Source organism: Fictibacillus phosphorivorans, from assembly GCF_001629705.1.
Lineage (GTDB): Bacteria > Bacillota > Bacilli > Bacillales > Fictibacillaceae > Fictibacillus > Fictibacillus phosphorivorans_A.
In genome coordinates this window covers 3,406,492-3,430,121 of sequence record NZ_CP015378.1, presented here as the reverse complement: position 1 = coordinate 3,430,121, position 23,630 = coordinate 3,406,492, and the positions used below count along the sequence as shown (strand labels likewise).

At 39.1% G+C, this 23,630-nt stretch carries 26 protein-coding genes; 18 read left to right on the top strand and 8 right to left on the bottom strand.

All coding sequences use genetic code 11. The features are described 5' to 3' along the window. The first annotated feature begins 347 nt into the window (after positions 1–347). The 4 genes from ABE65_RS17600 (at position 348) to ABE65_RS17590 (ending at position 2,809) form a co-directional block, all read left to right on the top strand. Positions 348–539 carry an alpha/beta-type small acid-soluble spore protein gene (locus tag ABE65_RS17600; RefSeq protein ID WP_066397779.1) on the top strand — a complete coding sequence of 64 codons (192 nt, stop codon included), beginning with the start codon at positions 348–350 and terminating at the stop codon, positions 537–539. A gap of 124 nt (positions 540–663) precedes the next feature. Further along, positions 664–804: a hypothetical protein gene (locus ABE65_RS22100; RefSeq protein WP_197480317.1), complete on the top strand. Its 141-nt coding sequence runs from the start codon at positions 664–666 to the stop codon at positions 802–804. Between the two features lie 349 nt (positions 805–1,153). Continuing rightward, positions 1,154–1,789 (top strand): FMN-dependent NADH-azoreductase, encoded by a 636-nt coding sequence (locus ABE65_RS17595; RefSeq protein ID WP_066397777.1) that lies wholly within the window; start codon positions 1,154–1,156, stop codon positions 1,787–1,789. Between the two features lie 114 nt (positions 1,790–1,903). Further along, positions 1,904–2,809, top strand: a complete 906-nt coding sequence (locus ABE65_RS17590) for an AEC family transporter (RefSeq protein ID WP_066397776.1) — start codon at positions 1,904–1,906, stop codon at positions 2,807–2,809. Between the two features lie 250 nt (positions 2,810–3,059). Here the strand turns inward: ABE65_RS17590 and ABE65_RS17585 are convergent, their stop codons facing one another. The 5 genes from ABE65_RS17585 to ABE65_RS17565 all read right to left on the bottom strand — a co-directional run bounded on the left by ABE65_RS17585 (position 3,060) and on the right by ABE65_RS17565 (position 8,474). After that, positions 3,060–3,785, bottom strand: coding sequence for an alpha/beta hydrolase (locus tag ABE65_RS17585; protein ID WP_066397774.1), 726 nt, complete (start codon positions 3,783–3,785; stop codon positions 3,060–3,062). A gap of 6 nt (positions 3,786–3,791) precedes the next feature. Continuing rightward, positions 3,792–4,448: a hypothetical protein gene (locus tag ABE65_RS17580; RefSeq protein ID WP_066397772.1), complete on the bottom strand. Its 657-nt coding sequence runs from the start codon at positions 4,446–4,448 to the stop codon at positions 3,792–3,794. Positions 4,449–4,735: 287 nt separating this feature from the next. Beyond that, positions 4,736–5,878: a Ger(x)C family spore germination protein gene (locus tag ABE65_RS17575; RefSeq protein WP_066397766.1), complete on the bottom strand. Its 1,143-nt coding sequence runs from the start codon at positions 5,876–5,878 to the stop codon at positions 4,736–4,738. Then, positions 5,878–6,975 carry a GerAB/ArcD/ProY family transporter gene (locus ABE65_RS17570; protein WP_066397764.1) on the bottom strand — a complete coding sequence of 366 codons (1,098 nt, stop codon included), beginning with the start codon at positions 6,973–6,975 and terminating at the stop codon, positions 5,878–5,880. The genes ABE65_RS17575 and ABE65_RS17570 overlap by 1 nt, the downstream gene beginning before the upstream one ends. Positions 6,976–6,977: 2 nt before the next feature. Next, positions 6,978–8,474 (bottom strand): spore germination protein, encoded by a 1,497-nt coding sequence (locus tag ABE65_RS17565; protein ID WP_066397760.1) that lies wholly within the window; start codon positions 8,472–8,474, stop codon positions 6,978–6,980. Positions 8,475–8,790: 316 nt separating this feature from the next. Here ABE65_RS17565 and ABE65_RS17560 point away from each other — a divergent pair, with 316 nt between their 5' ends. Continuing rightward, positions 8,791–8,970 (top strand): aspartyl-phosphate phosphatase Spo0E family protein, encoded by a 180-nt coding sequence (locus ABE65_RS17560; RefSeq protein ID WP_066397758.1) that lies wholly within the window; start codon positions 8,791–8,793, stop codon positions 8,968–8,970. Between the two features lie 14 nt (positions 8,971–8,984). On the opposite strand, the gene ABE65_RS17555 is transcribed toward ABE65_RS17560, so the two are convergent. Further along, positions 8,985–9,884 carry a LysR family transcriptional regulator gene (locus tag ABE65_RS17555; RefSeq protein WP_066397751.1) on the bottom strand — a complete coding sequence of 300 codons (900 nt, stop codon included), beginning with the start codon at positions 9,882–9,884 and terminating at the stop codon, positions 8,985–8,987. A 277-nt stretch (positions 9,885–10,161) separates the two neighbouring features. On the opposite strand from ABE65_RS17555, the gene ABE65_RS17550 reads away from it, so the two are divergent. Beyond that, complete coding sequence (locus ABE65_RS17550; RefSeq protein ID WP_066397750.1) at positions 10,162–10,788, top strand: methanogen output domain 1-containing protein; 627 nt, start codon at positions 10,162–10,164, stop codon at positions 10,786–10,788. A gap of 23 nt (positions 10,789–10,811) precedes the next feature. Here the strand turns inward: ABE65_RS17550 and ABE65_RS17545 are convergent, their stop codons facing one another. Beyond that, positions 10,812–11,708 (bottom strand): STAS domain-containing protein, encoded by an 897-nt coding sequence (locus tag ABE65_RS17545; RefSeq protein ID WP_066397749.1) that lies wholly within the window; start codon positions 11,706–11,708, stop codon positions 10,812–10,814. A 173-nt stretch (positions 11,709–11,881) separates the two neighbouring features. Next, complete coding sequence (locus ABE65_RS17540) at positions 11,882–12,082, bottom strand: cold-shock protein (RefSeq protein WP_066397748.1); 201 nt, start codon at positions 12,080–12,082, stop codon at positions 11,882–11,884. 377 nt (positions 12,083–12,459) lie between these two features. On the opposite strand from ABE65_RS17540, the gene moaA reads away from it, so the two are divergent. The 12 genes from moaA to ABE65_RS17480 all read left to right on the top strand — a co-directional run bounded on the left by moaA (position 12,460) and on the right by ABE65_RS17480 (position 23,553). Further along, positions 12,460–13,479 (top strand): GTP 3',8-cyclase MoaA, encoded by a 1,020-nt coding sequence (moaA, locus tag ABE65_RS17535; protein ID WP_066397746.1) that lies wholly within the window; start codon positions 12,460–12,462, stop codon positions 13,477–13,479. A gap of 135 nt (positions 13,480–13,614) precedes the next feature. Next, positions 13,615–14,478, top strand: coding sequence for a VOC family protein (locus tag ABE65_RS17530; protein WP_082861486.1), 864 nt, complete (start codon positions 13,615–13,617; stop codon positions 14,476–14,478). 63 nt (positions 14,479–14,541) lie between these two features. Then, positions 14,542–15,216, top strand: a complete 675-nt coding sequence (locus tag ABE65_RS17525) for a TVP38/TMEM64 family protein (RefSeq protein ID WP_066397742.1) — start codon at positions 14,542–14,544, stop codon at positions 15,214–15,216. A gap of 208 nt (positions 15,217–15,424) precedes the next feature. Continuing rightward, entirely contained in the window at positions 15,425–15,967 is a 543-nt protein-coding gene (locus ABE65_RS17520) for a peroxiredoxin (protein ID WP_066397741.1), read from the top strand. Between the two features lie 250 nt (positions 15,968–16,217). Continuing rightward, complete coding sequence (locus ABE65_RS17515; RefSeq protein ID WP_066397740.1) at positions 16,218–16,667, top strand: TlpA family protein disulfide reductase; 450 nt, start codon at positions 16,218–16,220, stop codon at positions 16,665–16,667. A 12-nt stretch (positions 16,668–16,679) separates the two neighbouring features. Continuing rightward, complete coding sequence (locus tag ABE65_RS17510) at positions 16,680–17,114, top strand: Dps family protein (RefSeq protein WP_066397739.1); 435 nt, start codon at positions 16,680–16,682, stop codon at positions 17,112–17,114. A gap of 139 nt (positions 17,115–17,253) precedes the next feature. Then, the gene (locus tag ABE65_RS17505) at positions 17,254–18,243 is read left to right on the top strand and encodes a TAXI family TRAP transporter solute-binding subunit (RefSeq protein ID WP_066397737.1); all 990 of its coding nucleotides are present in this window, start codon (positions 17,254–17,256) and stop codon (positions 18,241–18,243) included. 64 nt (positions 18,244–18,307) lie between these two features. Continuing rightward, positions 18,308–18,796: a DUF1850 domain-containing protein gene (locus ABE65_RS17500; RefSeq protein WP_197480316.1), complete on the top strand. Its 489-nt coding sequence runs from the start codon at positions 18,308–18,310 to the stop codon at positions 18,794–18,796. A gap of 52 nt (positions 18,797–18,848) precedes the next feature. Further along, on the top strand, positions 18,849–20,774 hold the full coding sequence (locus ABE65_RS17495; RefSeq protein WP_066400319.1) for a TRAP transporter permease: 1,926 nt from the start codon (positions 18,849–18,851) through the stop codon (positions 20,772–20,774). Positions 20,775–20,989: 215 nt separating this feature from the next. After that, complete coding sequence (locus ABE65_RS17490; protein WP_066397735.1) at positions 20,990–22,609, top strand: ABC-F family ATP-binding cassette domain-containing protein; 1,620 nt, start codon at positions 20,990–20,992, stop codon at positions 22,607–22,609. 90 nt (positions 22,610–22,699) lie between these two features. After that, on the top strand, positions 22,700–23,023 hold the full coding sequence (locus tag ABE65_RS17485) for an MGMT family protein (protein WP_066397733.1): 324 nt from the start codon (positions 22,700–22,702) through the stop codon (positions 23,021–23,023). 26 nt (positions 23,024–23,049) lie between these two features. Further along, positions 23,050–23,553 (top strand): GNAT family N-acetyltransferase, encoded by a 504-nt coding sequence (locus ABE65_RS17480; RefSeq protein WP_082861485.1) that lies wholly within the window; start codon positions 23,050–23,052, stop codon positions 23,551–23,553. Positions 23,554–23,630 lie beyond the last annotated feature (77 nt).

Genomic DNA, 23,630 nt, shown 5'->3' with positions numbered 1-23,630 from the left:
GCTAGCTTTTTTGTGGCTGTAATTGATTGGGTTAGCCGATTCTCTTCTTGTTTTTCTTGCTTTTAGCACGTTTTTTAGAAGATAAAACCCCGTTTAAGATACTAATGAAACTCACGATGAATTCCCCCCATATAGAACTTCCGAAAAGAGAATATTCGGTGTATCCTCTCTTCTCCATTATCTTATGCAGACTTGTCTAAAGTGTTTGGACAAACCGTATCAAATCACTTTTGAAACAGAAAATACACATGCACCTAATGAAACATTGAAAAAAATTTTATAAGGTTATGAATAAGATTGTAAGTTAGTGGGATTCTAAGATTAGAAAAGAAAGGGAGGTGAATAGAATGGCTAAAAACAACAGCAACCAATTATCAGTACCTGGAGCTCAAGGAGCTCTTGATCAAATGAAGTATGAGATCGCTTCTGAGTTCGGTGTAAACCTTGGACCAGACACTACGTCACGTGCAAACGGATCTGTAGGTGGAGAAATCACTAAGCGTCTTGTAGCACAAGCTTTAGGCGGACAACGCTACTAATATTCATATCTTTTGCTATGGCTATCTGTTTTGTGCAGATAGCTTTTTTTATTTTTATCGAATGAGTAATGAATCAAATATTAAACAACCGTTTAAACTATCTCTGTTGGAGGTGAATGTTTAGATGAATGAAGATAAACCGATTCATTTTGATGGAAGTCTTTTAAACCATGAAGTTGTCAATGATGATACTTTGCAAGAGCCGTTTCTTTTAACGGATGAAGCGAGGGCAAACATTGCTGGTAATCCTTATGATCATTCGTGATCGCAGTTCATTGAAAGTCGTTGATTTCCGCTCCAGGTTGCTCGCTTTCCATGGGGCGACCGGTGAGCCCCTTGCCGCCATGCGCCATTAAGGGTCTCACCTGTCTAGTTGCAATGGCTAGCCCCTCGAGGTCAAAAGTTTAACGGTCAAGAAGGTAAAAGGCACCTTCCTCGCCCATTCACCTTTTGCTGGTCGGGGCTGAACGAGCCACTTCCACATTTCAGAGTGCTCGCTCGTCCCATAGGAGTCGGCAACCTTCCGCTCCAATCCACTTGCATAGAAGTGAAAAGAACATTCAAAAGCAACGGTAATTTAGAAAAAAAAAAACTGAAAGGCAGTGTAGAATTACATGACAAAGGTATTATATATTACAGCACATCCTCATGATGATAAAGGTTCTTACAGCATGGCTGTAGGTAAAGCATTCATGGATGAATACAAGAAAGTTAACCCGGATGATGAATGGATTCACGTGGATCTGTATAAAGAGAAAATTCCTCACATCGACCTTGATGTATTTAGTGGATGGGGGAAACTGCAATCTGGTAAAGGATTTGAGGAGCTGTCTTCTGAAGAAAAATCGAAAGTAGGAAGACTATCAGAGCTTTGTGAGCAGTTTATTTCTGCAGATAAATATATATTCGTAACGCCTATGTGGAATTTTTCGTTCCCACCTGTTATGAAAGCGTACATCGATTCAGTTGCTGTGGCAGGAAAAACGTTTAAGTATACGGAGCAGGGACCCGTTGGCCTTTTAACGAACAAGAAAGCCTTACATATCCAGGCTAGCGGTGGTATTTATTCAGAAGGACCTGCAGCAGCAATGGAGATGGGTCACCGTTATTTAAGCGTGATCATGCAATTTTTTGGTGTGCCATTATTTGAGGGATTGTTTGTAGAAGGACATGCAGCGATGCCGGATAAAGCGGATGAGATCAAAGAAAAGGCGATTGCTCGTGCTAAAGATTCCGCACATACGTTTTAGATTGCTCTTCGTATAAAGAAAGAATGCTTATCCTTGTGCTATGATAATAAGAAAAAAGTGCTGATCTTTATGGTCAGCTTTTTTCCGTGTTGTTAACAGAAAGAAGGGTAAGACATGTTCGAGCTACTAAGCATCATTCTTCCGGTATTTGCAATCTTTGCTACCGGATTTATCGGTCAAAAAACGATAGGCTTCGAAACACAAACACTTTCCACTATGGCATTGTATCTGATGTCTCCTTTTCTTGTTTTTCGAACGTTTTATGAAACTACTTTTACAAAGACGTATGGATACATGCTGATCTATACGCTCATTCTATGTTTTACATTAATCGGCCTTGTTTATGTGATCAGTTATTTTAAGAGATACAATGTAAGAGAAACCTGCGGTGTTATTCTAGCTTCTGCTTTCATGAATAATGGGAATTATGGGACACCAGTCGCGCTGTTCGCGTTTGGTGCAGCTGGGTTAGATTATGCAGTTGTCCTTATGGTCATTCAGCAGTTAGTCATGTGTACGGTAGGGGTCTATTATGCGGCAAAAGGCAGTCCCGAAAATGACGGAATCTCTTCAGCGTTAAGAGCAGTGCGTCGTATGCCCATCGTATACGGAGCGCTAGCAGGTGTAATCTTTCAACAGTTACATATTCCGATAAAAGGTTCTGTTTCTGAAGCTCTTGATCTTGTGGCAAATTCTGCGATTCCGACGATTATGATCATACTTGGTATGCAGCTTGCGAAAATATCATTACGCCAAGTACAAATCGAAAAGTTAACGTATTCTCTTGTACTTAAATTAGCAGTGTCACCTCTGATCGCATTTTGTATCACGTTAGTTCTACCTGTTGATGATAGGCTCGCAACAATTATGATTCTTATGGCTGCCATGCCATCAGCGGCAAATACGACGATGTATGCGTTACAGTTTGGAACAGAGCCCGATTTTGTTTCAAGTGCAACGTTAGTGAGTACGCTTTTTTCGCTGATCACGCTACCCATCTTGCTCGCAATTTTAGTTTAAGGATGAAAATTTAAAAAAGAAGTTAGCCTTTTTTATTTTCCTTCTTAAACTTTTGACCTCGAGGGGCTAGCCACTGCAACTAGACAGATGAGACACTTATACGGAACCGTACGATTGTGACTCACCGCCTGCCCCGCGGAAAGCGAGCATCTGCAACAGAAATCAACTACTTTCAAAAGCAACAATGAATACGACTAAGTACATAATAAATAAAAAACTCACAAAAATAGTGAGTTTTTTTGTTTATATGTTATTGCTTATCTAACCACTTGATCATCTCATCAGCAATCAAATCTTGCTGTTCTTTAGCAGAAATGTCTGCTTGATTATCTCCTTTTTGCTCTCCATACATGCCGAACTGAGCATGGTTTCCACCTTTGATCTCAAATAGAACAGTATCACTTGACAACAAGTTTTTCGTTTCTTCAATCTTATCTCTAGTCGTTAGCCCATCTTTTTCTGCGTATATAGATAAGATCGGTGTGCCTTTGTTTGAAAAGTTATCTCCACTTGCAGGATAAGAGGCGAGCAGGATAACACCTTTAATCAATTTGGGATTTTTATGTGCAAATGTAGCAGCGCTTACTCCTCCTAAAGAGTGCCCGCCAATAAACCATTTCTTAATCGATGGATTACGGTTAATCCATTCTTCTGCTTTATTTACTTCAAGCATCGCAAGATTTAGATTAAATTTTGGAATTCCGACGGTGTACCCAGCGTCTGATAATCGTTTCCCAAGATAACCATATGCTTTTGGTTCAACTTTTGCACCCGGATAAAGGATAACCCCAACTTCTTTATTCGTACCACTAGGTTTGAACGTCACCCAATCGTCTTCATGCTCGATGTTACCAACACTTTTCAATAATTCTTTAGTAGGTTCATATGTCTGTTGAGTCCACACAAAAAATCCGATCAAGCAGCATACCAATAGTACTGCGATTACAAGAATAGCTCTTTTGATTATCCTTTTCATATTAAGTTAAGCACCTTTCAATTGGCGGTCTTGATGAATCTTTGTTGCAACAAGCGTGGTCATCAAAAACAACTCAAAGCCGTTCGTGACAGCGGCACTTTCCACAGATATAGGAACCGCGCTTCCAACTGTCACCACAACTGAACCTATCAACATCCACTTCCAGCCTGTTTTTTTCCAAAGGATCGCTCCTGCCGTAATCAAAGCAATAGACACGAACAGGACCATGAGAGGAGGACCTGATGAAGGTTCTGCAGAAACATAGCGAAGTAAACCGTGTTCTCTTTCAGGAACGATTTTTACCCCATATGTTTCAGTGATGATTTCCATTATGACAAGGGCGATCGTGTAAAAAAGAGCTATTATGTATACAATTTTACGTTTGGCGAACTCAATTCCAGCTCTGTTTAAAACACTCCATGAAAATAGAACGAGGGTAGGTGTGAAGAACGCATGAAACCAAAATCGTAAATAGCTCAAATTCTCTAAAAGTGGTCCTTCACCTAAGAATTTCCCTATAGCGATCAATCCGTTATCATAAACAAGTCCGAACACTACCAAAAAGAGTAGGGAAGAAGCATCCCATCTGTTACCGAAGTGTATGCACATGATAAGCAGAACGAGGTAAGCCGCTGTATAGATAAAATATAATACTGTGTCCATGAAATTCCCCCTAAGGTTTATACTCATAAGAATTACCTTATCCGTACAAGGCAAAACGTTATGAGTCCATCATAGTCTAAAAATGAGGAACATCATCAACGAACTTCACATATTGTTCATTTTTTCGAAGTGGTACGGGCTTCCTTTTTCCATAGTGGCATACCTCTTTTCTGCAGCAACTTATATAGTGTGATATAGGTGAATGGAAATATGAAGGATAGCAGGGTGAAAAAGATAAACCGCCAAGTAAGAATGCGGGTTAAGAATTCATTCATTTCAAACATCGCTTATCTTAGACCTCCTGCTGAGCTAATCGTCGTATGGATCTGTGTGTTTATCTTCACTTGGCTAAAGTGGTTTTCACCTGTTTCCCAGTCATTTTTTAGTTTTAGCCACTCGTTATGATGATGCTTTTCCATGTAGACACCGAGACCTAGAATATCGGTTTTATATTGGTTCTGAAGTTTCTTAATAAATGACTCGATTTTTTTAGCGACTTGCTTCTCTACTTCTTTTTTCACATGATCTGCTGAAACGGTACGTGAATCCATCTGTTTATTGACTTCTTGAATCTCTCCTTCTAAGCTGATTTTGATCGTGAACGTAAGCTGACCGTTTTTAGTTGGAACGAGTTTAATCTTACTTTTCGATTTATCTGTTTTATAGATGTAGAGATCCTCATCTAATTCGAAAAAAAGCATACCTTTTTGAAATTCACCGTTCAAAATGTTCATAGCTTCTGTATCTTTTTCATTAAGTGTATGCGTTAATCTGCTTGATTCCCCTTTTATGATAGCGGCACCACCAAGCTTGATCTCTTCTGTATTCTTATAATGCAGCATTGGCAGGACGAATGAACGGTGAGCTAACAGGTCTTCCTGTAGATCTCCTAACCTCTTAATGCTCGCAGTACGCGAGTGATTTTGTACATTAGCGGACAGTGTGTCGATATAGAGTGATGGCAGTTTTTCGTTATTCTCAACGTCAAGATACTGCTTCGTGTCTCCTTTTGTAATAAAGACACGTACACTGCGCCTAATATCTTCATGTCTGACAAAAAAATCTAGCAGACGCTCCATTCTTTCCGGATGTTTCGCAACTTTATCTGAAACCAATATGATCTGGTTGTGGGCAAAATATAACTCTTTGTTTGAGTATTGAGCAATTTTTGATATTTGTTCGGATATATCATGTCCTTTTTCCTGAAAGTTTTGATACGCTTTTTCGTTCGTTACTTCAGGTTTTAGTGACCTTGGAACAGCCACTTGAAAAGTTCCGTTCATCACTGGCTGACTTGAATCATCACTTGATTTTTTCTGATCGATTCCGACACCAATCACAAAAGCCTTTTTCTCGATCTCTCGTGCTCCGCAACCTTGCAACAAGTTAATAAGGAGGAGGATGGATAGCATATAACAAGTTTTCTTCATTACTTCACACCTCTAATCTTAGCGATAACATAAAGAGGAATGGGTACGACTGCAATCAATGCTAAACTAAGTCTTCCGATAAACGTTCCCATTGCTTCCATACCTTCCATGCCTATCGGAACCATCGAGACGAAGAAAATGATAGGAGACAGGATGACGATCAGCGTCTCTTTTTTTACTTTTTTAAATAGAGATTCTAAGACGATGAGTGAAGAATCAATAGACATGGATGTTGTATTAAAGATCGTCATGATCCAAATCGTAAAATAGACAGATTCGAATCTTTCAAAAAAACCACCAGGAAGTTCAATCTCCTTCCCTAGCTCGATTGTTGGATTCTCTAAAAAATCAGTTCCGAGATTAGAAAAGACAGCCACACACGAAACAAAGACCAACGTGTAGATGATAATGGAGATGAAAACTCCTTTTACGGCTGCGGATGAAGCTTTTTCCGGTTCATTAACGAGGTAAGAATAGCTCAAGATAATGGAGATGCCCGTGAACGAAAAGAATATATTGATCATCCCTGATCCATAGCCTTGCAAATCTGTTGTAAGCAACGGATAAAAATTATCTAGATGCATGATTCGAATGTTTAAAACAACTAATAACAATGACACGATTAATACGACAGGTAAGAACATTGAGTTTATTCGAATAAGTGCTGTACGAGAACCAAAAATCGCATACAAGGTGACAAGAAGAAAAAGCAGGCTTAAACTATCAGAGCTCGTGTTTGGCAGCAGATATTTCTTTGTTATCTCTGCAATTGCTCGTATTTCATAGGCTGCTAATAATGCAAAAAAAGCACCATAGATGATAATCAAAGGCAGGGCGAGTGGCTTTGGGATGATTCCTAGCAAAATTTCATAGATGCCTTTACCCGGAAACATACGAACGAACTGACCCATGATCCATACGATACCTAGCACCATTCCACCCATTACTAGAATGCTGATGATTCCGTCGATGCCGTTTGTTACAGTTGTGATATAGCGAGGCAGATTAAAGATACCAACACCAATGACCATGGAAGCTACGGCGTACATTAATTCTTTAGCACTAATGGAACGATCGGTGTATTTGACTTTGCTCACAGTTATTCCTCTTTCTCTGAACGGACTTCATCTACAGGATCTAAGAAAACAGGTCTTTTCTTAATAAATGATATGGGCAAGCGTAAGAATAGCTCTTTCCAGTCGTTGATAAAGATAGGTGCAAGTGGTGCCGCGTATGGAATACCTAGACTGGTCAGGTTAACAATGTGTATGACAAGTACGATAAAAGCGAGTGATATCCCATATAGACCCATCATACCTGCAGCAAAAATAAAGCTGAACAAGAGGATTCTATAGGTTACACCCATGCTATAGACCGGTAATGTAAAAGATGCGATTGCTGTGATTGCGATTACGATGACCATAACGGTACTTACGATTCCGGCTTGAACAGCAGCTTCCCCAATAACGATTCCACCTACGATTCCAATCGTTTGTCCGATGGGTTTCGGCAGACGCAGTCCTGCTTCACGTAGAAGCTCCATCGTGATGGCCATCATTAGAGCTTCAACAAATGCTGGAAAAGGAACCCCTTCACGCGAAGCGGCTATTGAAAATGCAAGACGTGACGGTATCAAACCTTGGTGAAAGGAAACAAGGGCTATATAAAAGGATGGAAGAAATAGTGAGATAAAAACAGCAAGTGCACGCAGCATGCGCAGCAATGACCCGATGTGCCACCTTTCATAATAGTCTTCAGGTGATTGAACCGTATCCAGGATCGAAATAGGTGCGATCAGTGCGTTTGCTGTCTGATTAGGAATAATCGCTAATCTTCCTTGCAATAGTGAGAGTGCAACCTTGTCAGGACGCTCCGTGCTAATAAATTGTGGAAAGGGAGAGAGAAAGTTGTCTTCTATCGATTGCTCAATAATGCCAGAGTCGATAGGTGCATCAATGCTTATATGTTCTAAACGATGTCTTGCCTCATCTACAATTGCAGGATTGATTACATCACCTATATACAATAAAGCTACTTTTTTCTTTCCTCGCTCTCCAATCACAAATGTCTCAATCTTTAAGTTCTTATCTGTGATCTGTCTGCGAATCATCGAGATATTAACACCGATTTCCTCTGTGAAACTTACTTTAGGTCCACGAATGAGAGATTCTGTTTGTGGCTCCTCAATAGCCCGGACTTTTCCTCCATACGTATCTACACTTAAGCCTTCGTTTATAGAATTCAATAAAATAATGGTTTTTCCGTTCAATAGGTGGTTGATCACATCATCAAACCTTGATACTTTAAATGTTTGAGCAGTTAGATAGATATCAGAATAGATCTGCTCAAAAAGCGATGAATCCACGGGCGGTGCGTATTTAATATATTTGATTGATTTTAGTATGTTCTGCAGCTTATCTGAATCCACTAGATCTGCCATATACAAAATAGAAAGGGACTCACCTCTGATCTCATATCGTAACAACTTTAAATCAGGGGTAGGACCGAGTGTGGTTTCAATTCGTTCGAGATTGCTAGAGAGATCATTACTCAATGTGGGTGAGTGGTCTATTTGTGGATTTTCTTCTTTTTTCATAAAATAGACCTCCCTCGTTTTTTACTAGGTATGTCCATTGAATGAAGGGTTTATTCCATAAACAGGGGAGATGTGGAAATATAAAGGGACGCGTAAAAGAAAAGAGAAGCCCATATGCTAAAAACTGAGCTTCTCATTTTATACAAGAACAACAATTCTAAACAAAAACAGTTTAAATAAAAAAACAACAACATGCATTAAGAACAGGTTAGCAGTCTTTAACTATTTCTAAATTTACATAAAAACCAAGAACAACTATGATAAATGCATATCCAATTATTTGGAAGTCGTTTGTAGATAGAAAGGAAAATCATTCATGGATGTTGATCTGAGTATATTATTGCAAGAAATAAAAGTTTGTCGTCAAGAAATGTATGATCTTAAACCAAGCTCAAATGATTTTTCAGATACCGATCTCGTCAAACAGAGTCAGAAGCTGGACAAACTAATCTATCTTTATCAAAAAATAATAATGGAGAATCCTTCTGTTAAATAAATAAGAGATTACAATTATTGATCTAAAAGATACTTCACTTTATCTTTGAATTCTTTTGCTTCTACAGACAAGCCTTTTGTTATCGGATACAATGTCCAGAAGTCTTGATAGATCAAATCAGGCTGCTTAAACGGGATGATGGCTAGATTACCGTTCTTAACATCTGCATTGTTTTTGAAGGTGAAATTGAATACAAAAGAAAAGGCATGTCCATCCAAAATAGCAGAACGCATGACTTCTATATTATTGGATGAGAATAAGATCTGTTCGTTCTTTACGTATTTATCATTGAACGACATACCACCTTTTGAATTGTAAATTACCAGTTTCTCATCGCTTAACTCATCTGGCGTAAGAAAGTCCTTGTAATACAACGAGGATTTCTTGCCTGCACAAACGCATACATGTCCGGTATACAACAGTTCATAATCTACTCCTTTTTCATGCTGAAGGTTTGATACTTCATAGTCTGTAAAAGGACTTAAACCAATATCGATATGTCCATTCTTCATTTCCTCTAATATATGATCTTGATCGATCTCCCGAATCATCACGTTCGTTTCAGGAAATTGCTCATGAAATAACAAGAAGGCATCGTACACGATATACATTAGTGCTGGTGCACATCCCACCTTTAGAACATGTTTTTTGGCATTTTGTTTATCAGCTAACTCTTCATGAAGCTCTTGCATTTTTTTAAGAATCTCATAGGCTTTTGAGACAATAAATTTTCCATCAGTGGTGGGAATAGTACCTTGTCTTGATCGAGTAAAAATAGTTACGCCAAACTCTTTTTCCAGTTGTGTAATCGATTGCGATATCGCTGAAGGAGATAGGTGTAGTTTGTCTGCCGCCTTCGTAATCGAACTTTCTTTGGCTACTTCTACAATATATTTCATTTGTTCTAAGTTCATCGTTATCTCCTTTATTTAAGCTATGTTTAACTAAATTGATTTTATTTAATCTTAACTTAAACTTACATGAAAGAAAACCATATCTAACGGGAACAGTCTCCTTTAGCAAAGGCTTTTTACAATAAAAAGAGGGCTAGATAACCTAAGAATTAAATTATTTATTTTTATAAGTAAAATAATGTTTTAAACCATCTCATTCGGGTATCCAAAGAGTGTTGTCCATATCTTGCCAAAATAAGTGAAACAGCATGTAATTCAATAGAAAGGGAGATGCAGTATGAACCTTTCAAAGGGTGAATTGAATGGACACACTTTTTTAGCAAAACTTATTACTCAATATGCCCACATCCATAAAAAATCAATTGGTCCCGCTGCGGAACGATATATCGAGCAGCTCGGTCTACGTACAGGTGAATGGATAGAGAGATTCTATAGTGACGATTCATTGGATTGGACGATTGATCAATATGTTCATGTGATCGTGGATCTGAAAAATTCCATCGGCGGGCATTTTGAGATTGTCAGTGTAAAGCCTGACCATGTAATAGTTCGTGCAAAAGAGTGTCCTTTCGGGGAATTTGTTAAGGATGCACCGCACTTATGCAAAATGACATCCAGTATACTTGGAGGAATAGCAGCACGAAAATTTGGTTATGGAAAAGTTTCGCTGCGTCAAAGAATCGCTCTAGGAAGCCCAACTTGCGAAGTAGCTATATACTTTCAGCCTGATGAGCGAGAACCAGGAGATATTTATCAAGACATTCCGGTTACACCTGAAAACGGTGATCCTTTTTCTTGGGAAGAAGAGACCATCAGTATGCTCAATAATGAGTTGAAAAAATGTGATGACATGGTAGAATCACTTTTACAAGAGCTAGAAGAATTAAAGCGTGGCAACTCCTAAAAACGATTAAAACAGACCCTGGATCAGAGTCTGTTCTTTTTGTTGGTTTTATCTGTTTTTTCCACTTTTCCATATCCAAAGTCAGCCAATGCTTGAAGCAGGTTTCCTTTTAACGTAATTTCATCAAAATCCAGATTTAAGCTCACAGATGTTTGTGCGATCTCAGGGCTTAAGCCTGTAAGAGTGGTTTTAACCCCTAAAAGTTTCAATGTAGAGACAAGTTGGAATAGACGGTGAGCTACCATGGTATCAATATAACTCACACCTGATAAGTCGATCACTAAGGAAGTGATTTCATGATCTAAGCACTGTTGCAGTGTAGCTTCAAGTAGAAGTTTTGCACGGTTCGTATCAATTTCACCGACGACGGGGAGAACGGCTACTCCAGGAAAAAGTGGTACTACAGGGACGGATAGTTCTTGAAGAGACAGATGGAACTGTTCACTCATCTCTCGGTAACTTTTCACGTATGACTTACTGAATGCTTGTACTGCGTAATCGATTATAGGATTGATGGTCGACGAAATATGCAATACGGAATCCAAAGACATCGACTGTAGCGAACCTTCTTCTTTTATAAAATCCCATATCACTTCTCGATAGAAAGATGTACTCTCAAGTGTTGTATCTAGCGGCTGGCCTGAATGAACAGCGAGCATGCCGATATGTTCTCCCCATTCGAAAATCGTTTTCTTTGAATCCGTTACCTTTCCAGACACAGCATCACCGATTAAACGAATGAAGGAAATGGATTGTTGAAGTTCCTCGTACTCATTCAGGGGAGCATTTTGTTGAAGTGAAACATAAACGTTGCTATTTTGTATGTTAGTCATGATCTTCTCTGCAATTTGAGGTGCATTTTCAGCAATTCGTGTACCGATTTCAATCTGATCTTGTTTCTGCTTCAAGTGAAGATCCATTTTGAACTCCTAATTATTTAAGACGTTAAATGTATTTTAACAAAAATAATTAATACATGTTTGAATTTACTGAAAAATTTTTCAAACTATAAAATGTTAAGGATGAAGTAAGGTTCGAGAGCATAAAAAAAAACAGGCCTCTTTTGCAAGAGTCCTGTTTATCTATTGGGTTATTATGCTTTACGTACGTTAGTAGCTTGAGGTCCGCGTTGTCCTTGTTCAACTTCGAACGTTACGTCTTGACCTTCGTCTAAAGATTTGAAACCGTCAGCTTGGATAGCTGAGAAGTGTACGAATACATCGTCTCCACCTTCGCGCTCGATGAATCCGAAACCTTTTTCTGCGTTAAACCATTTAACCTTACCTTGTTCCATTTTTGTTGCCTCCTGTCGTGCCAATCCGCACAATAATACTATCTCTGCTCAAAAATATCAAGATAATAGGTTACCTGTACAATCGAACAAAAATAATTCTTATTTATCGTAACATTTTACTAACCAATAAACAAGTGCAACAAGAAAAAGGAATTAATTAAATATTCGGTATCATCATAAAAAGCCGTGGGATCAAGGATTGTCGAAGTACACTGGAAATAAATTTGGTAATAATGGTCTATTTAAACGTTCAAGTAGTGATTAGGAACTAATCTCTTTCTTTTTAAACGAAGTACCATTTAGTAAGTGGTTCTGGTTTTAACTTCCTTTTATTCGTGGTACATTGATTAAAATACTAAAACAAATGATGTGATGATATGAATGAAAGTAATGGAATCACTGATCGCTTGCATCGTCCGCTGCAAGACTTGCGGATTTCGGTAACCGATCAATGTAATTTTAGGTGTACGTATTGTATGCCAAAAGAAATTTTCGGACCAGATTACCCATTCTTAACACCAACCGAGCTATTATCGTTCGATGAAATCGTACGTATTGCCTCACAGTTTGCAAAAGCAGGCGTAGAAAAAATTCGAATAACAGGTGGTGAACCTTTACTTCGAAAAAATCTTCCTGACTTGTTGAAGCGCCTTCGAGCGATCGAAGGAATTAAAGATATTGCACTAACTACAAATGGCGTGCTTCTTCCAAGGATGGCTGTTTCTCTTAAGCAAGCAGGAATGGATAGAGTAACCGTGAGTTTGGATACGCTTGATAACGATTTATTCGGCTACATTAATGGACGAGGTGTAGGAGTATCCCCTGTTCTAAGAGGGATAGAAGCTGCATATGAAGCGGGTCTTGCTGTCAAAATCAATATGATGGTCAAAAAGGGGATCAATGACAAAGAGATTCTTCCGATGGCCCGTTATTTTAAGAATACGCCATATGTTTTGCGATTCATTGAATATATGGATGTTGGCACCTCAAACGGTTGGAACTGGGATGAAGTCGTATCAAAGAATGAGATTTTAGAGATGATTGATGCAGAGATACCGTTAAAACCCGTTGACCGAAAATATTATGGAGAAGTAGCAAAACGCTACCAATATGCAGACGGTCAAGGAGAGATCGGAATTATTTCGTCTATCAGTGATACATTTTGTTCGACTTGTACAAGAGCGAGATTGTCTGCCGATGGAAAAATATATACGTGTCTTTTTACGGGGCGAGGTACTGATCTAAAAGAATTTGTACGATCTGGGGCATCTGACGAGGACGTTTTTAATCGTATTGTTCAAATATGGCGAAACCGATCAGATCGTTATTCAGACGAAAGAAAAGAACAAGGAACAATTGAAAGAAAAAAAATAGAAATGTCCTATATCGGAGGCTGAGACAATCAGCCTCTTTTTCTTTTGTTCATTTGACAGTTGAAGTTTGTTAATAACTAATTTATAATTACTTACATAAAGTAATTAAATTATCTGTAACGTTTATCATATTCACTATTAAATAGGAAAGAAGGAAGAATGATGACCCCTATTCATAAAGAAACTCATATCGGAAGCGTGACTTTAAAAGTTAGGAATTTGGAGAACCTTGTTTCTTTTTATACCGAAACGATTGGTCTGCAAATTTTATCGGAACAAGAAACGAGGGTGATGTTAACTGCAGACGGGAAAACGCCACTGATCGTATTAGATGGTAATCAGGACTTTCAGCAGAGACCGATGAAAAGCGCAGGTCTTTATCACTTGGCATTACTTGTGCCAACTAGGAAAGATCTTGCAAATGTCCTCTATCATTTTATTGAAACAAAAACGCAGCTATTAGGAGCATCCAATCATAAGTTTAGTGAAGCGATCTATCTACAAGATCCAGAGAACAATGGAATTGAAATTTACAGAGATGTTGACCGCCAAGATTGGGTACGAGATGAAAGAGGAAAATTACCAGCTGTCAGCGAACCTTTAGATGTACAAAGTCTTCTAGCAGAAAGAGATTCAAAGACTTGGACTCGTCTGCCAGAAAACACGGTCATGGGGCATGTGCATCTGAATGTAGTAAATATAGCTGAAGCTGAAAATTTCTATATGAACGTATTAGGATTTGAAGAACAAACAAGGATAGGGAATCACGCCTTATTCATCTCCGCAGGAGGATATCATCACCATATTGCCGTTAATATTTGGAACGGACCTGATGCTGAGCAAAGCCGAGAAGATGTTACAGGACTTCTTCATTATGAGATCGTCGTTCCATCTATGTTGGAAATTAAAAAAGTTTTAAGTGCTCTAGAACTTGAGCAAGTTCCATATCATATAGAATCGGAAAATATAAGGTTAAAAGACCCTGCAGGTAACGGAGTTGTGATTAAAGCCCGAACAGCCTAACGTTTACAAACTCTCAAATTCAGGAATATTAAAAGTAAGAAAAAGGGCAAAGAGGGGGGTTATATGAAAAGAAGAACATTGGTGAAGATCACAGTAATCTTGTCGATTGTCATGTTTATGTTTGCTCTGAATCATTTTGTCTTTAAAATAACCCCCATATCTCTACGTGATTGGGTATTATCCTTTGGAATGGTCGCTCCCATTGTATATATCATCGTAAATGTAATTCGTCCCTTTACATTATTTCCAATCTCTGTTCTTTCACTAGCAGGTGGCTTGGCATTCGGCGTAATATGGGGTACGGTTTATACTGTATTCTCAGCCACGATTGGTGCCATTTTATCCTTCTACATCGCTAAACATCTAGGTGCGAGGTGGATCAAACAAAAAACGGATTCTCCCTCCCGAATTGAGAAATGGCAGAACCAGCTGAAGGAAAAAGGGTTTGTGTATATTTTCTTATTGAGAATCATCCCGGTATTGAATTTTGATGTTGTAAGTTATGTAGCTGGAATTTCTAAGTTGAAACTTCGGTCATACATTTTAGCTACAATGCTTGGGGTCTTACCAGGAACACTCGCATATAACTTGTTAGGTGACAGTTTTATTAAAGGAAATGGAACAATCATCGCCGTTGCGATCGGCTTAGCATTATTTGCCGCATGTATACCGATTCTATTGAAAAACAAACAGATGATTACCAGTCAAATCCACCAACATAAAGAAGATAATGCATAGCCTTACTCCAAAATGGGAGTAAGGCTTTTTTGTTTGGTGTTTGCAATAATAGGCGTGTTTTTTTGATATTTGAGCACAATACTTGTTCCTTGTTAATAATTATTATAAATTAGTATTGACTTCAAAATAGAAGTGAGTATAATAAGATTATGAACAATACATGATAATGATTTTCATTATCATTTAAATAAAAGGAGTGGAATTTGAAATGGCAGAACGTATGGTAGGCAAACAAGCACCTCGCTTTGAGATGGAAGCGATCATGCCTAATAAAGAAACGAAAAAAGTAAGTTTAGAAAAGAACATGGAAGATGGAAAATGGACCGTTCTTTTCTTCTATCCAATGGATTTCACTTTCGTATGTCCGACTGAAATCACTGCGTTATCAGATAGATATAGCGAATTTGAAGATTTGGATGCGGAAGTAATCGGGGTTTCAACGGATACCGTTCATACGCACTTGGCTTGGATCAATACGAGTCGTGAAGATAACGGACTTGGTGAATTAAACTATCCTCTAGCGGCTGACACGAATCACCGTGTATCACGTGATTATGGAGTACTGATCGAAGAAGAAGGCGTTGCACTTCGTGGCATGTTCATCATCAATCCGGAAGGTGAGATGATGTATCAAGTTGTCTTCCATAACAATATCGGCCGTGATGCTGACGAAACACTGCGTGTGCTTCAAGCTCTACAAACAGGCGGACTTTGCCCAGCAAACTGGAAGCCAGGACAAAAGACACTTTAATTAAAAGGATTCTCTAAGAAGATAGTTGCTTGGAAGATCTTAAAAGAAATTACCTCATTGAATAGTTGATTGTAGTGTAAGGAGCGAGACTCCTGGGGGATCAGCGGGACAGGTGAGACTCTTAACAGCGCAGAGCGCTAAGAGGCTCACCGCACGCCCCCGGAAAGCGAGCTCCTGTAACGGAAATCAACCACTTTCAAAACTACTATTGTGAAATCAAAAATCTTTTAAATTCTGGAGGGAATAATAGATGAAATTACGTGAACAAATGCCTGAACTTGATGGTGCTACAACTTGGTTGAATGAAGAAGTTACAAAAGAAGAATTGGTTGGAGAAAAAGCAACCTTGATCCACTTCTGGTCTGTAAGCTGCGGATTGTGTAAAGAGGCAATGCCAGATGTTAACGAGCTTCGTGATGAATATGAAGATGATCTAAACGTAGTGGCTGTTCATATGCCTCGCTCAGAAAACGATTTAGACATGAGTGTTATCGAACAGATGGCGATCGGGCATGATATTACACAGCCGATCTATGTAGACAGCGAGCATAAATTAACGGATGCTTTTGAAAACAAATATGTTCCTGCGTACTATGTGTTTGATAAAGAAGGAAAGCTTCGTCACTTCCAAGCTGGAGGAAGCGGAATGGACATGCTTCGCAAGCGCTTGAACCGTGTATTGAACGAAGAAACAAAATAAGGAGATGATGGGATGAATACCATTCAAGAAGTACTAAATCGCCAAGTAGCGAACTGGAATGTATTGTTTGTAAAACTTCATAACTATCACTGGTATGTAAAAGGACCTCACTTTTTCACCCTTCATGAAAAGTTTGAAGAGCTATACACCGAAGCTGCAACGAACATTGATGAACTCGCTGAGCGTCTGCTTGTTCTAAAAGGAACACCCGTTGCAACGATGAAAGAATATTTAGAGTTGGCTACAGTAGAAGAAGCTAAGAGTAATGAAACAGCAGAAGATATGGTTCAAAGCATCATTAACGATTTTGAACATCTGATCGCTGAGATTAAAGAAGGAATGGAAGTAACTGAGCGTGAAGGTGATGAAGTAACGCACGATATGTTATTGTCTGTTCGTGAAAGTCTTGCTAAACATAACTGGATGCTACGTGCGTTCGTAAGCTAAATGATTTTAAAGAGTGACTTCGGTCGCTCTTTTTTTATGTCTAAATAATATATCTAAAAATTATAATTATTCTGCAATTTTAACAAACCTTATGCTAAAATTTAAGAATGCACTAAATTATTCCAAAAGGAGGACGAACATGAAAAAGGGGATTGCGTTATTTTTCGTACTGATTCTTGCATTTTCACTAGCAGCATGTGGTCAGAAGATTGAGACTCCGTCAGAAAAGAAAGAAACAGGTGACAAGAGTGCTTCTTTAAATCTTGATCAGATCAGTATTGTAACAGGTGGGACAGGTGGTACATATTATCCACTAGGTGGAGAGATGGCGAAGATCGTGAAAGATGAGCTAGATGTTGAAGCAAACTCTCAAGCTTCAGGTGCATCTGTTGAGAACATGCAGCTGCTTCAAGATGGTGATGCTGATGTAGCTTTCACACAAACAGATATCGCTAGCTATGCAGTTGAAGGTAAAGAAATGTTCAAAGAAAAAGTTGATCAAGTAACGGGGATCGGGACATTATATCCTGAAACGATTCAGATTGTAACGTTAAAAGAAAGCGGGATTAAGAGTGTTGAAGATCTGAAAGGCAAGAAAGTTTCAGTTGGAGCACCAGGTAGTGGAACGTTCGCGAATGCTGAACAAATTCTAAAGATTCATGGCATGACAATGGAAGACATTGATGCGCAACATCTATCTTTCGATGAGTCTACGGAAGGAATTCAAGATAAGAATATTCAAGCAGCTTTTATCACAGCTGGAACGCCTACAGGTGCTGTTGATGCATTATCCGCTACGAATCCTGTAACGATCGTACCGATTGCAGATGACAAGATTAAAGAGCTGATTGAAGCTCATCCTTATTACATTGAAGATACCGTTAAGAGTGGTACTTACAAGATTGAAGCAGATGTAAAAACGGTAGCGGTTCTTTCGATGCTAACTGTTCGTAAAGACATGGAAGACGATGCGGTTTATGCAATCACAAAAGCGATCTTTGAGAACACGGATAAGATCAGTCATGCAAAAGGAGAGTTAATCTCTGCAGAGAATGCAGTAGAAGGAATGGGGATTGACTTCCATCCTGGCGCTAAAAAGTATTTTGAAGAAAAAGGAATCTTAAAATAAGAGGTGTCGAGCATGGACTAAAAGATTATTTTTTAGTCCATGTATTCTCATGAAGAAAATTATTGTGAGCATCGTGGGTTTAGTGGTCTTAATCATGTTTTCAATGGTGCCATTTTTCAATGCTGTTGTGATTGAAGACGGAAAGACAGGGAAACCTTTAGCTTTCTTTGATGCACAAGAGGATAGTGAATTCAGTATTGAATACATACACTCGATCCATAAAACACCGGTCCGTGAAATCTACCACGTTCATCATGAAGAAATCCTTCAAACTGAAATGAGGTTTCAGGAATTTGGAGTGGGCATGCCATCTGGTGCATCTGAAGGTGAAATGTTTGCGCAAAAGGATGGAAACTATATTTTATCGAACATGAAAAGAACATTTCCTTCATTAGATATTCGGATCGGACAAATTATAGCCAATCATACACTTCTTCTAAATGGGAATAAATATCCCTTCTCATCATTCAGTGAAAAAGGGTCCTGGGTTTCAATAAAAGTAGAAAAACTGAACGTATGGCAAAGGTTGATAGGAGGGATAAAACTTGGATAAGAACAAGCATAACGAGCGTGAACAAATATCGGATCAAGCTGTACAGGAACTGATGGAAAAGTACGATCCAGAAGCAGGCTTTCGAAAATTAAAAGGTGCTCTTTATTGGATCACACTCATCGGTTTGATCTCGTTTTCGTTATTTCAGCTCTATACAGCTATTTTTGGAGTATTGCCAGCACAATTACAAAGAACGATTCATCTAGGTTTTGCGCTAACGTTAATCTTTTTGCTCTTCCCAGCTTCTAAAAAGAAAAAAGAAGGGAAGCCGCTGTTTCAAGTTGCTTGGTATGACATGATTTTGGCTGTTCTATCGATAGCCGTGGGATCTTATTGGTATCTATTCATGGATGACCTAGTTATGAGGGTAGGAAGATTAACGACTCAAGATTTCTTAATAGGTGTGCTCGCGATCATACTTGTTCTAGAAGCAACAAGAAGGGTCGTTGGGCTGCCGATCACGATTATTGCAGGTCTATTCTTGCTTTACGCGTATATGGGACCTTATATGCCGGGCTTTTTAGAGCACAAAGGGTTGACGATCGAACGAATCGTAAGGACGATGTTCTTTACAACAGAAGGTATTTTAGGAACACCGCTCGCAGTTTCATCCACATATATCTTCTTGTTTCTTTTATTTGGAGCCTTTCTCGTTAAAACGGGAGTGGGCGAATATTTTAATGATCTATCCATCGTTATCGCTGGAAGACGAGTCGGGGGACCTGCTAAGGTAGCCATTTTCTCTAGCGCTCTTCAAGGAACGATCAGTGGAAGCTCGGTGGCTAACGTTGTAACTTCTGGGGCTTTTACCATTCCGATGATGAAACGATTAGGTTATGACAAAAACTTTGCAGGAGCCGTCGAGGCTGCTTCTTCAACAGGTGGTCAGATCATGCCTCCTGTCATGGGTGCTGCAGCGTTTTTGATGGTTGAATTTATCGGCGGTGGTATCACCTATTGGGATATCGCCAAAGCTGCTGCCATTCCTGCGGTTCTATACTTTGCAGGAATATGGATCATGACCCATTTAGAAGCAAAACGTATCGGTCTTAGAGGGTTATCACGTGAAGAGATGCCTGAAACGAAAAGAGTTATGAAACAAGTGTATTTGTTGATTCCGATCGTTGTGGTTATTGTTCTACTAATGAATGGGGTCAGTGTTACAAAATCAGCTTTATGGTCAATTGTGAGTGCGATTGCTGTAGGGATGTTAAACAAGAAAACTCGTATGGGACCTAAGCTCTTTTTTGAAGCATTAGCTGATGGCGCGAGAACAGCTCTTGGTGTTGCAGCGGCTACAGCAGCAGCGGGTATGATCGTCGGGGTTGTAACCGTAACAGGTGTTGGTCTTAAGATGGCGAACGGTTTGCTCGAGTTATCAGGTGGCTATCTTATTCCGACATTGATCTTAACAATGATCGCATCGCTTGTACTTGGAATGGGATCGCCTACCACCGCGAACTATGTCATAACATCAACGATTGCAGCACCAGCTATTTTATTGTTTGGTGTTCCTGATCTTTCCGCTCACATGTTTGTCTTTTATTTTGGAATCATCGCGGATATTACACCTCCTGTAGCGCTTGCAGCCTTTGCAGCAGCTGGGGTTTCGGGCGGTGAACCGATACGAACCGGTATATTATCATCAAAACTAGCCATTGCAGCATTTATTATTCCGTACATTTTCGTCATATCACCACAGCTCATGTTGATTGATACCACTTGGGTAGAAGCCATTTGGGTGATCTCGACGGCATTTGTCGGAATGATTGCCATTGGTGCAGGTATGATCGGCTATTGGATGAGACCTATTTCTTGGTTAGAAAGAATCGCAGCCGTTGCGATCGGCTTCTTGCTGATCTATCCAGAAGGCATGTTCAGTGCGATCGGTCTTGCAGCGTTCGCTCTTATGCTTGGAAGTCAGTATTGGTTATTAAAAAAAGACAACACACAAGCTCCTTCATCTCCAGCTGTTTAAAAGGGAAAAGCTCAAAGGCTATCTGTCTTTTGAGCTTTTTTATGTGTGCAAAGTTTAAAATTTTCAATGTGGGTAAAAGATTGTAAGGTTATACATCTACTATTTATGATACAATCAGTAAGTATGCATTTTTGTAGGATACGGATTTGAATATATGTATGTAGGCTGATAGAGATAGGTTGGTCAGTTATATATAAAAAGGAGAGATATCCAATATGATTACGGTAACTAACGTTGGTCTTCGCTACGGCGACCGCAAGCTGTTTGAAGACGTTAATATAAAGTTTACACCAGGAAACTGCTACGGCTTGATCGGTGCGAACGGTGCGGGTAAATCTACATTCTTAAAAATTCTGTCTGGTGAGATCGAAGCACAAACAGGTGACGTTCACATGACTCCAGGCGAACGTCTAGCTGTATTGAAGCAGAACCATTTTGAGTATGAAGATCAAGAGGTTATGCAAACGGTAATTATGGGTCACGCACGTCTTTATGAAGTGATGCAAGAGAAAGACGCGATCTATATGAAAGCTGATTTCTCAGATGAAGACGGAATCCGTGCAGCTGAACTTGAAGGTGAGTTTGCTGAACTAAACGGTTGGGAAGCAGAATCTGAGGCAGCGATCCTGCTTAAAGGTCTTGGCATTAAAGAAGATCTTCACACGAAGAAACTAGCTGAACTAACAGGTTCTGAAAAAGTAAAAGTATTGCTTGCTCAAGCTCTTTTCGGTAAGCCGGACGTTCTTCTTCTGGATGAGCCGACGAACAACTTAGACTTACAAGCGATTCAATGGTTAGAAGATTTCTTGATCAATTTTGAGAACACCGTTATCGTTGTATCCCATGACCGTCACTTCTTAAACAAAGTTTGTACGCACATGGCTGACCTTGATTTTGGAAAGATCCAGATCTATGTAGGTAACTACGATTTCTGGTATGAGTCTTCTCAATTAGCGCTTCGTATGGCACAAGATCAAAACAAGAAAAAAGAAGAAAAGATCAAAGAACTTCAAGCTTTCGTAGCTCGATTTAGTGCGAACGCATCTAAATCCAAACAAGCTACTTCACGTAAGAAGTTATTGGATAAAATCTCTTTAGATGATATCCGACCTTCTTCTCGTAAATATCCGTATGTGAACTTTGGCATCAATCGTGAGATCGGAAATGATCTTCTTCGTGTTGAAGGGCTAACGAAAACGATCGACGGTGTAAAAGTACTTGATAACGTGAGCTTTATCATGAACAAAGACGACAAGATTGCTTTTGTAGGTAAAGAAGAGATCGCCATCACAACTCTATTTAAAATTTTAATGGGTGAGATGGAAGCGGACAGCGGAACATACAAATGGGGTGTAACAACGTCTCAAGCGTACTTCCCGCGTGATAACTCGAAGTACTTTGCTGGCAGCGAGCAGACTCTTGTAGATTGGCTTCGTCAATATTCTCCTGAAGATCAAACGGAAAGCTTCCTTCGTGGATTCTTAGGACGTATGCTCTTCTCAGGTGAAGAAGTAATGAAAAAGCCGTCTGTATTATCTGGAGGAGAGAAAGTACGTTGTATGCTTTCTAAGATGATGCTAAGCGGATCAAATGTATTGATCATGGATGATCCTACGAACCACTTGGATCTAGAGTCTATCACAGCGTTGAACAACGGATTAATCGGCTACAAAGGTGCATTGATGTTCACATCACATGACCATCAGTTCGTTGAAACGATCGCGAACCGTATCATTGAAATCACGCCTAAAGGAATTCTTGATAAGCAAATGTCTTATGATGAGTACTTGGCGAATGATGAATTGAAGAAGCAGCGCCAATTGATGTATCAATAAAAACCAACAAAAGAGTGTTAAATCTGATTATAGATTTAACACTCTTTTTTTTTAGAAAGCTTCTTTATTCTTTTAAAAGGAGGCGAAAAGATGGAACTCTTTACTAAGAACGTAATCAAAGTCATTAAAAATATACCGAGCGGTCACGTCATGTCTTACGGACAGATTGCCAGGATAGCAGGAAATCCAAGAAGTGCTCGGCAGGTCGTTCGTATCCTTCACTCTATGAGTAAAAAGCATGACCTACCTTGGCATCGTGTAATCAATGCAAAGGGAGAGATCGGTATTCAAGATGAGGAATTGTTCTTCACACAAAAATCGCGATTAGAAAATGAAGGTGTCCAATTTAAAGGGAAAAATAGAGTGGACATCGAAGCTTACAGATATTCGCCAGATTGCGAGGATAGTATGTAATCACCAATTACAGGGAGAAATGTTAGATGTTGATGAAACAGATTCCAGTAATAAAGGTAGCAGAGTCAAGGGATAAAGAAACAATCCAAAATCTTATGCAGTTTTATTTTTATGATTTCTCAGAGTTTATAGACCTTCAAGTGAGCGATAATGGAGTTTATGGTCAGTATGCTTATTTAGATAACTATTGGCAAGAAAGTCGCCGTTTTCCTTATCTGATCGAAAAAGAAGGCAAACTAGCAGGGTTTGTCTTAGTAAGTGAAATACAGGAGGAAAACGATCAATATTGGTCGATCTCTGAATTTTTTATCATGAAAAAGTTCAGGCTTGGAGGTTTAGGGAAACTTGCTGCTCATCAAATATTTGAAAAACATAAAGGAAATTGGCAAGTATCTCAAATAAAAGCGAATAAACCTGCACAGACTTTTTGGAGAAAAGTGATAGGTGAATACAGTGGGGAGCAATACAAGGAGCGGAACGAAGAGGAACGAGTCATCCAATCGTTTTGCAATAAAATAATGAAGAAATGACGTGCGATTCTATCATAAAGAATCGCTTTTTTTATTGCGATAAAGCTGATAGAAAGTTTGACTTTTTTTTAATAGGG

What these genes read in the sequence shown, in the direction of transcription:
- ABE65_RS17600 (WP_066397779.1), top strand. Translation starts at nt 348, where the DNA reads ATGGCTAAAAACAACAGCAACCAATTATCAGTACCTGGAGCTCAAGGA.
- ABE65_RS22100 (WP_197480317.1), top strand. Translation starts at nt 664, where the DNA reads ATGAATGAAGATAAACCGATTCATTTTGATGGAAGTCTTTTAAACCAT.
- ABE65_RS17595 (WP_066397777.1), top strand. Translation starts at nt 1,154, where the DNA reads ATGACAAAGGTATTATATATTACAGCACATCCTCATGATGATAAAGGT.
- ABE65_RS17590 (WP_066397776.1), top strand. Translation starts at nt 1,904, where the DNA reads ATGTTCGAGCTACTAAGCATCATTCTTCCGGTATTTGCAATCTTTGCT.
- ABE65_RS17585 (WP_066397774.1), bottom strand. Translation starts at nt 3,785, where the DNA reads ATGAAAAGGATAATCAAAAGAGCTATTCTTGTAATCGCAGTACTATTG.
- ABE65_RS17580 (WP_066397772.1), bottom strand. Translation starts at nt 4,448, where the DNA reads ATGGACACAGTATTATATTTTATCTATACAGCGGCTTACCTCGTTCTG.
- ABE65_RS17575 (WP_066397766.1), bottom strand. Translation starts at nt 5,878, where the DNA reads ATGAAGAAAACTTGTTATATGCTATCCATCCTCCTCCTTATTAACTTG.
- ABE65_RS17565 (WP_066397760.1), bottom strand. Translation starts at nt 8,474, where the DNA reads ATGAAAAAAGAAGAAAATCCACAAATAGACCACTCACCCACATTGAGT.
- ABE65_RS17560 (WP_066397758.1), top strand. Translation starts at nt 8,791, where the DNA reads ATGGATGTTGATCTGAGTATATTATTGCAAGAAATAAAAGTTTGTCGT.
- ABE65_RS17555 (WP_066397751.1), bottom strand. Translation starts at nt 9,884, where the DNA reads ATGAACTTAGAACAAATGAAATATATTGTAGAAGTAGCCAAAGAAAGT.
- ABE65_RS17550 (WP_066397750.1), top strand. Translation starts at nt 10,162, where the DNA reads ATGAACCTTTCAAAGGGTGAATTGAATGGACACACTTTTTTAGCAAAA.
- ABE65_RS17545 (WP_066397749.1), bottom strand. Translation starts at nt 11,708, where the DNA reads ATGGATCTTCACTTGAAGCAGAAACAAGATCAGATTGAAATCGGTACA.
- ABE65_RS17540 (WP_066397748.1), bottom strand. Translation starts at nt 12,082, where the DNA reads ATGGAACAAGGTAAGGTTAAATGGTTTAACGCAGAAAAAGGTTTCGGA.
- moaA (WP_066397746.1), top strand. Translation starts at nt 12,460, where the DNA reads ATGAATGAAAGTAATGGAATCACTGATCGCTTGCATCGTCCGCTGCAA.
- ABE65_RS17530 (WP_082861486.1), top strand. Translation starts at nt 13,615, where the DNA reads ATGATGACCCCTATTCATAAAGAAACTCATATCGGAAGCGTGACTTTA.
- ABE65_RS17525 (WP_066397742.1), top strand. Translation starts at nt 14,542, where the DNA reads ATGAAAAGAAGAACATTGGTGAAGATCACAGTAATCTTGTCGATTGTC.
- ABE65_RS17520 (WP_066397741.1), top strand. Translation starts at nt 15,425, where the DNA reads ATGGCAGAACGTATGGTAGGCAAACAAGCACCTCGCTTTGAGATGGAA.
- ABE65_RS17515 (WP_066397740.1), top strand. Translation starts at nt 16,218, where the DNA reads ATGAAATTACGTGAACAAATGCCTGAACTTGATGGTGCTACAACTTGG.
- ABE65_RS17510 (WP_066397739.1), top strand. Translation starts at nt 16,680, where the DNA reads ATGAATACCATTCAAGAAGTACTAAATCGCCAAGTAGCGAACTGGAAT.
- ABE65_RS17505 (WP_066397737.1), top strand. Translation starts at nt 17,254, where the DNA reads ATGAAAAAGGGGATTGCGTTATTTTTCGTACTGATTCTTGCATTTTCA.
- ABE65_RS17495 (WP_066400319.1), top strand. Translation starts at nt 18,849, where the DNA reads ATGGAAAAGTACGATCCAGAAGCAGGCTTTCGAAAATTAAAAGGTGCT.
- ABE65_RS17490 (WP_066397735.1), top strand. Translation starts at nt 20,990, where the DNA reads ATGATTACGGTAACTAACGTTGGTCTTCGCTACGGCGACCGCAAGCTG.
- ABE65_RS17485 (WP_066397733.1), top strand. Translation starts at nt 22,700, where the DNA reads ATGGAACTCTTTACTAAGAACGTAATCAAAGTCATTAAAAATATACCG.
- ABE65_RS17480 (WP_082861485.1), top strand. Translation starts at nt 23,050, where the DNA reads ATGTTGATGAAACAGATTCCAGTAATAAAGGTAGCAGAGTCAAGGGAT.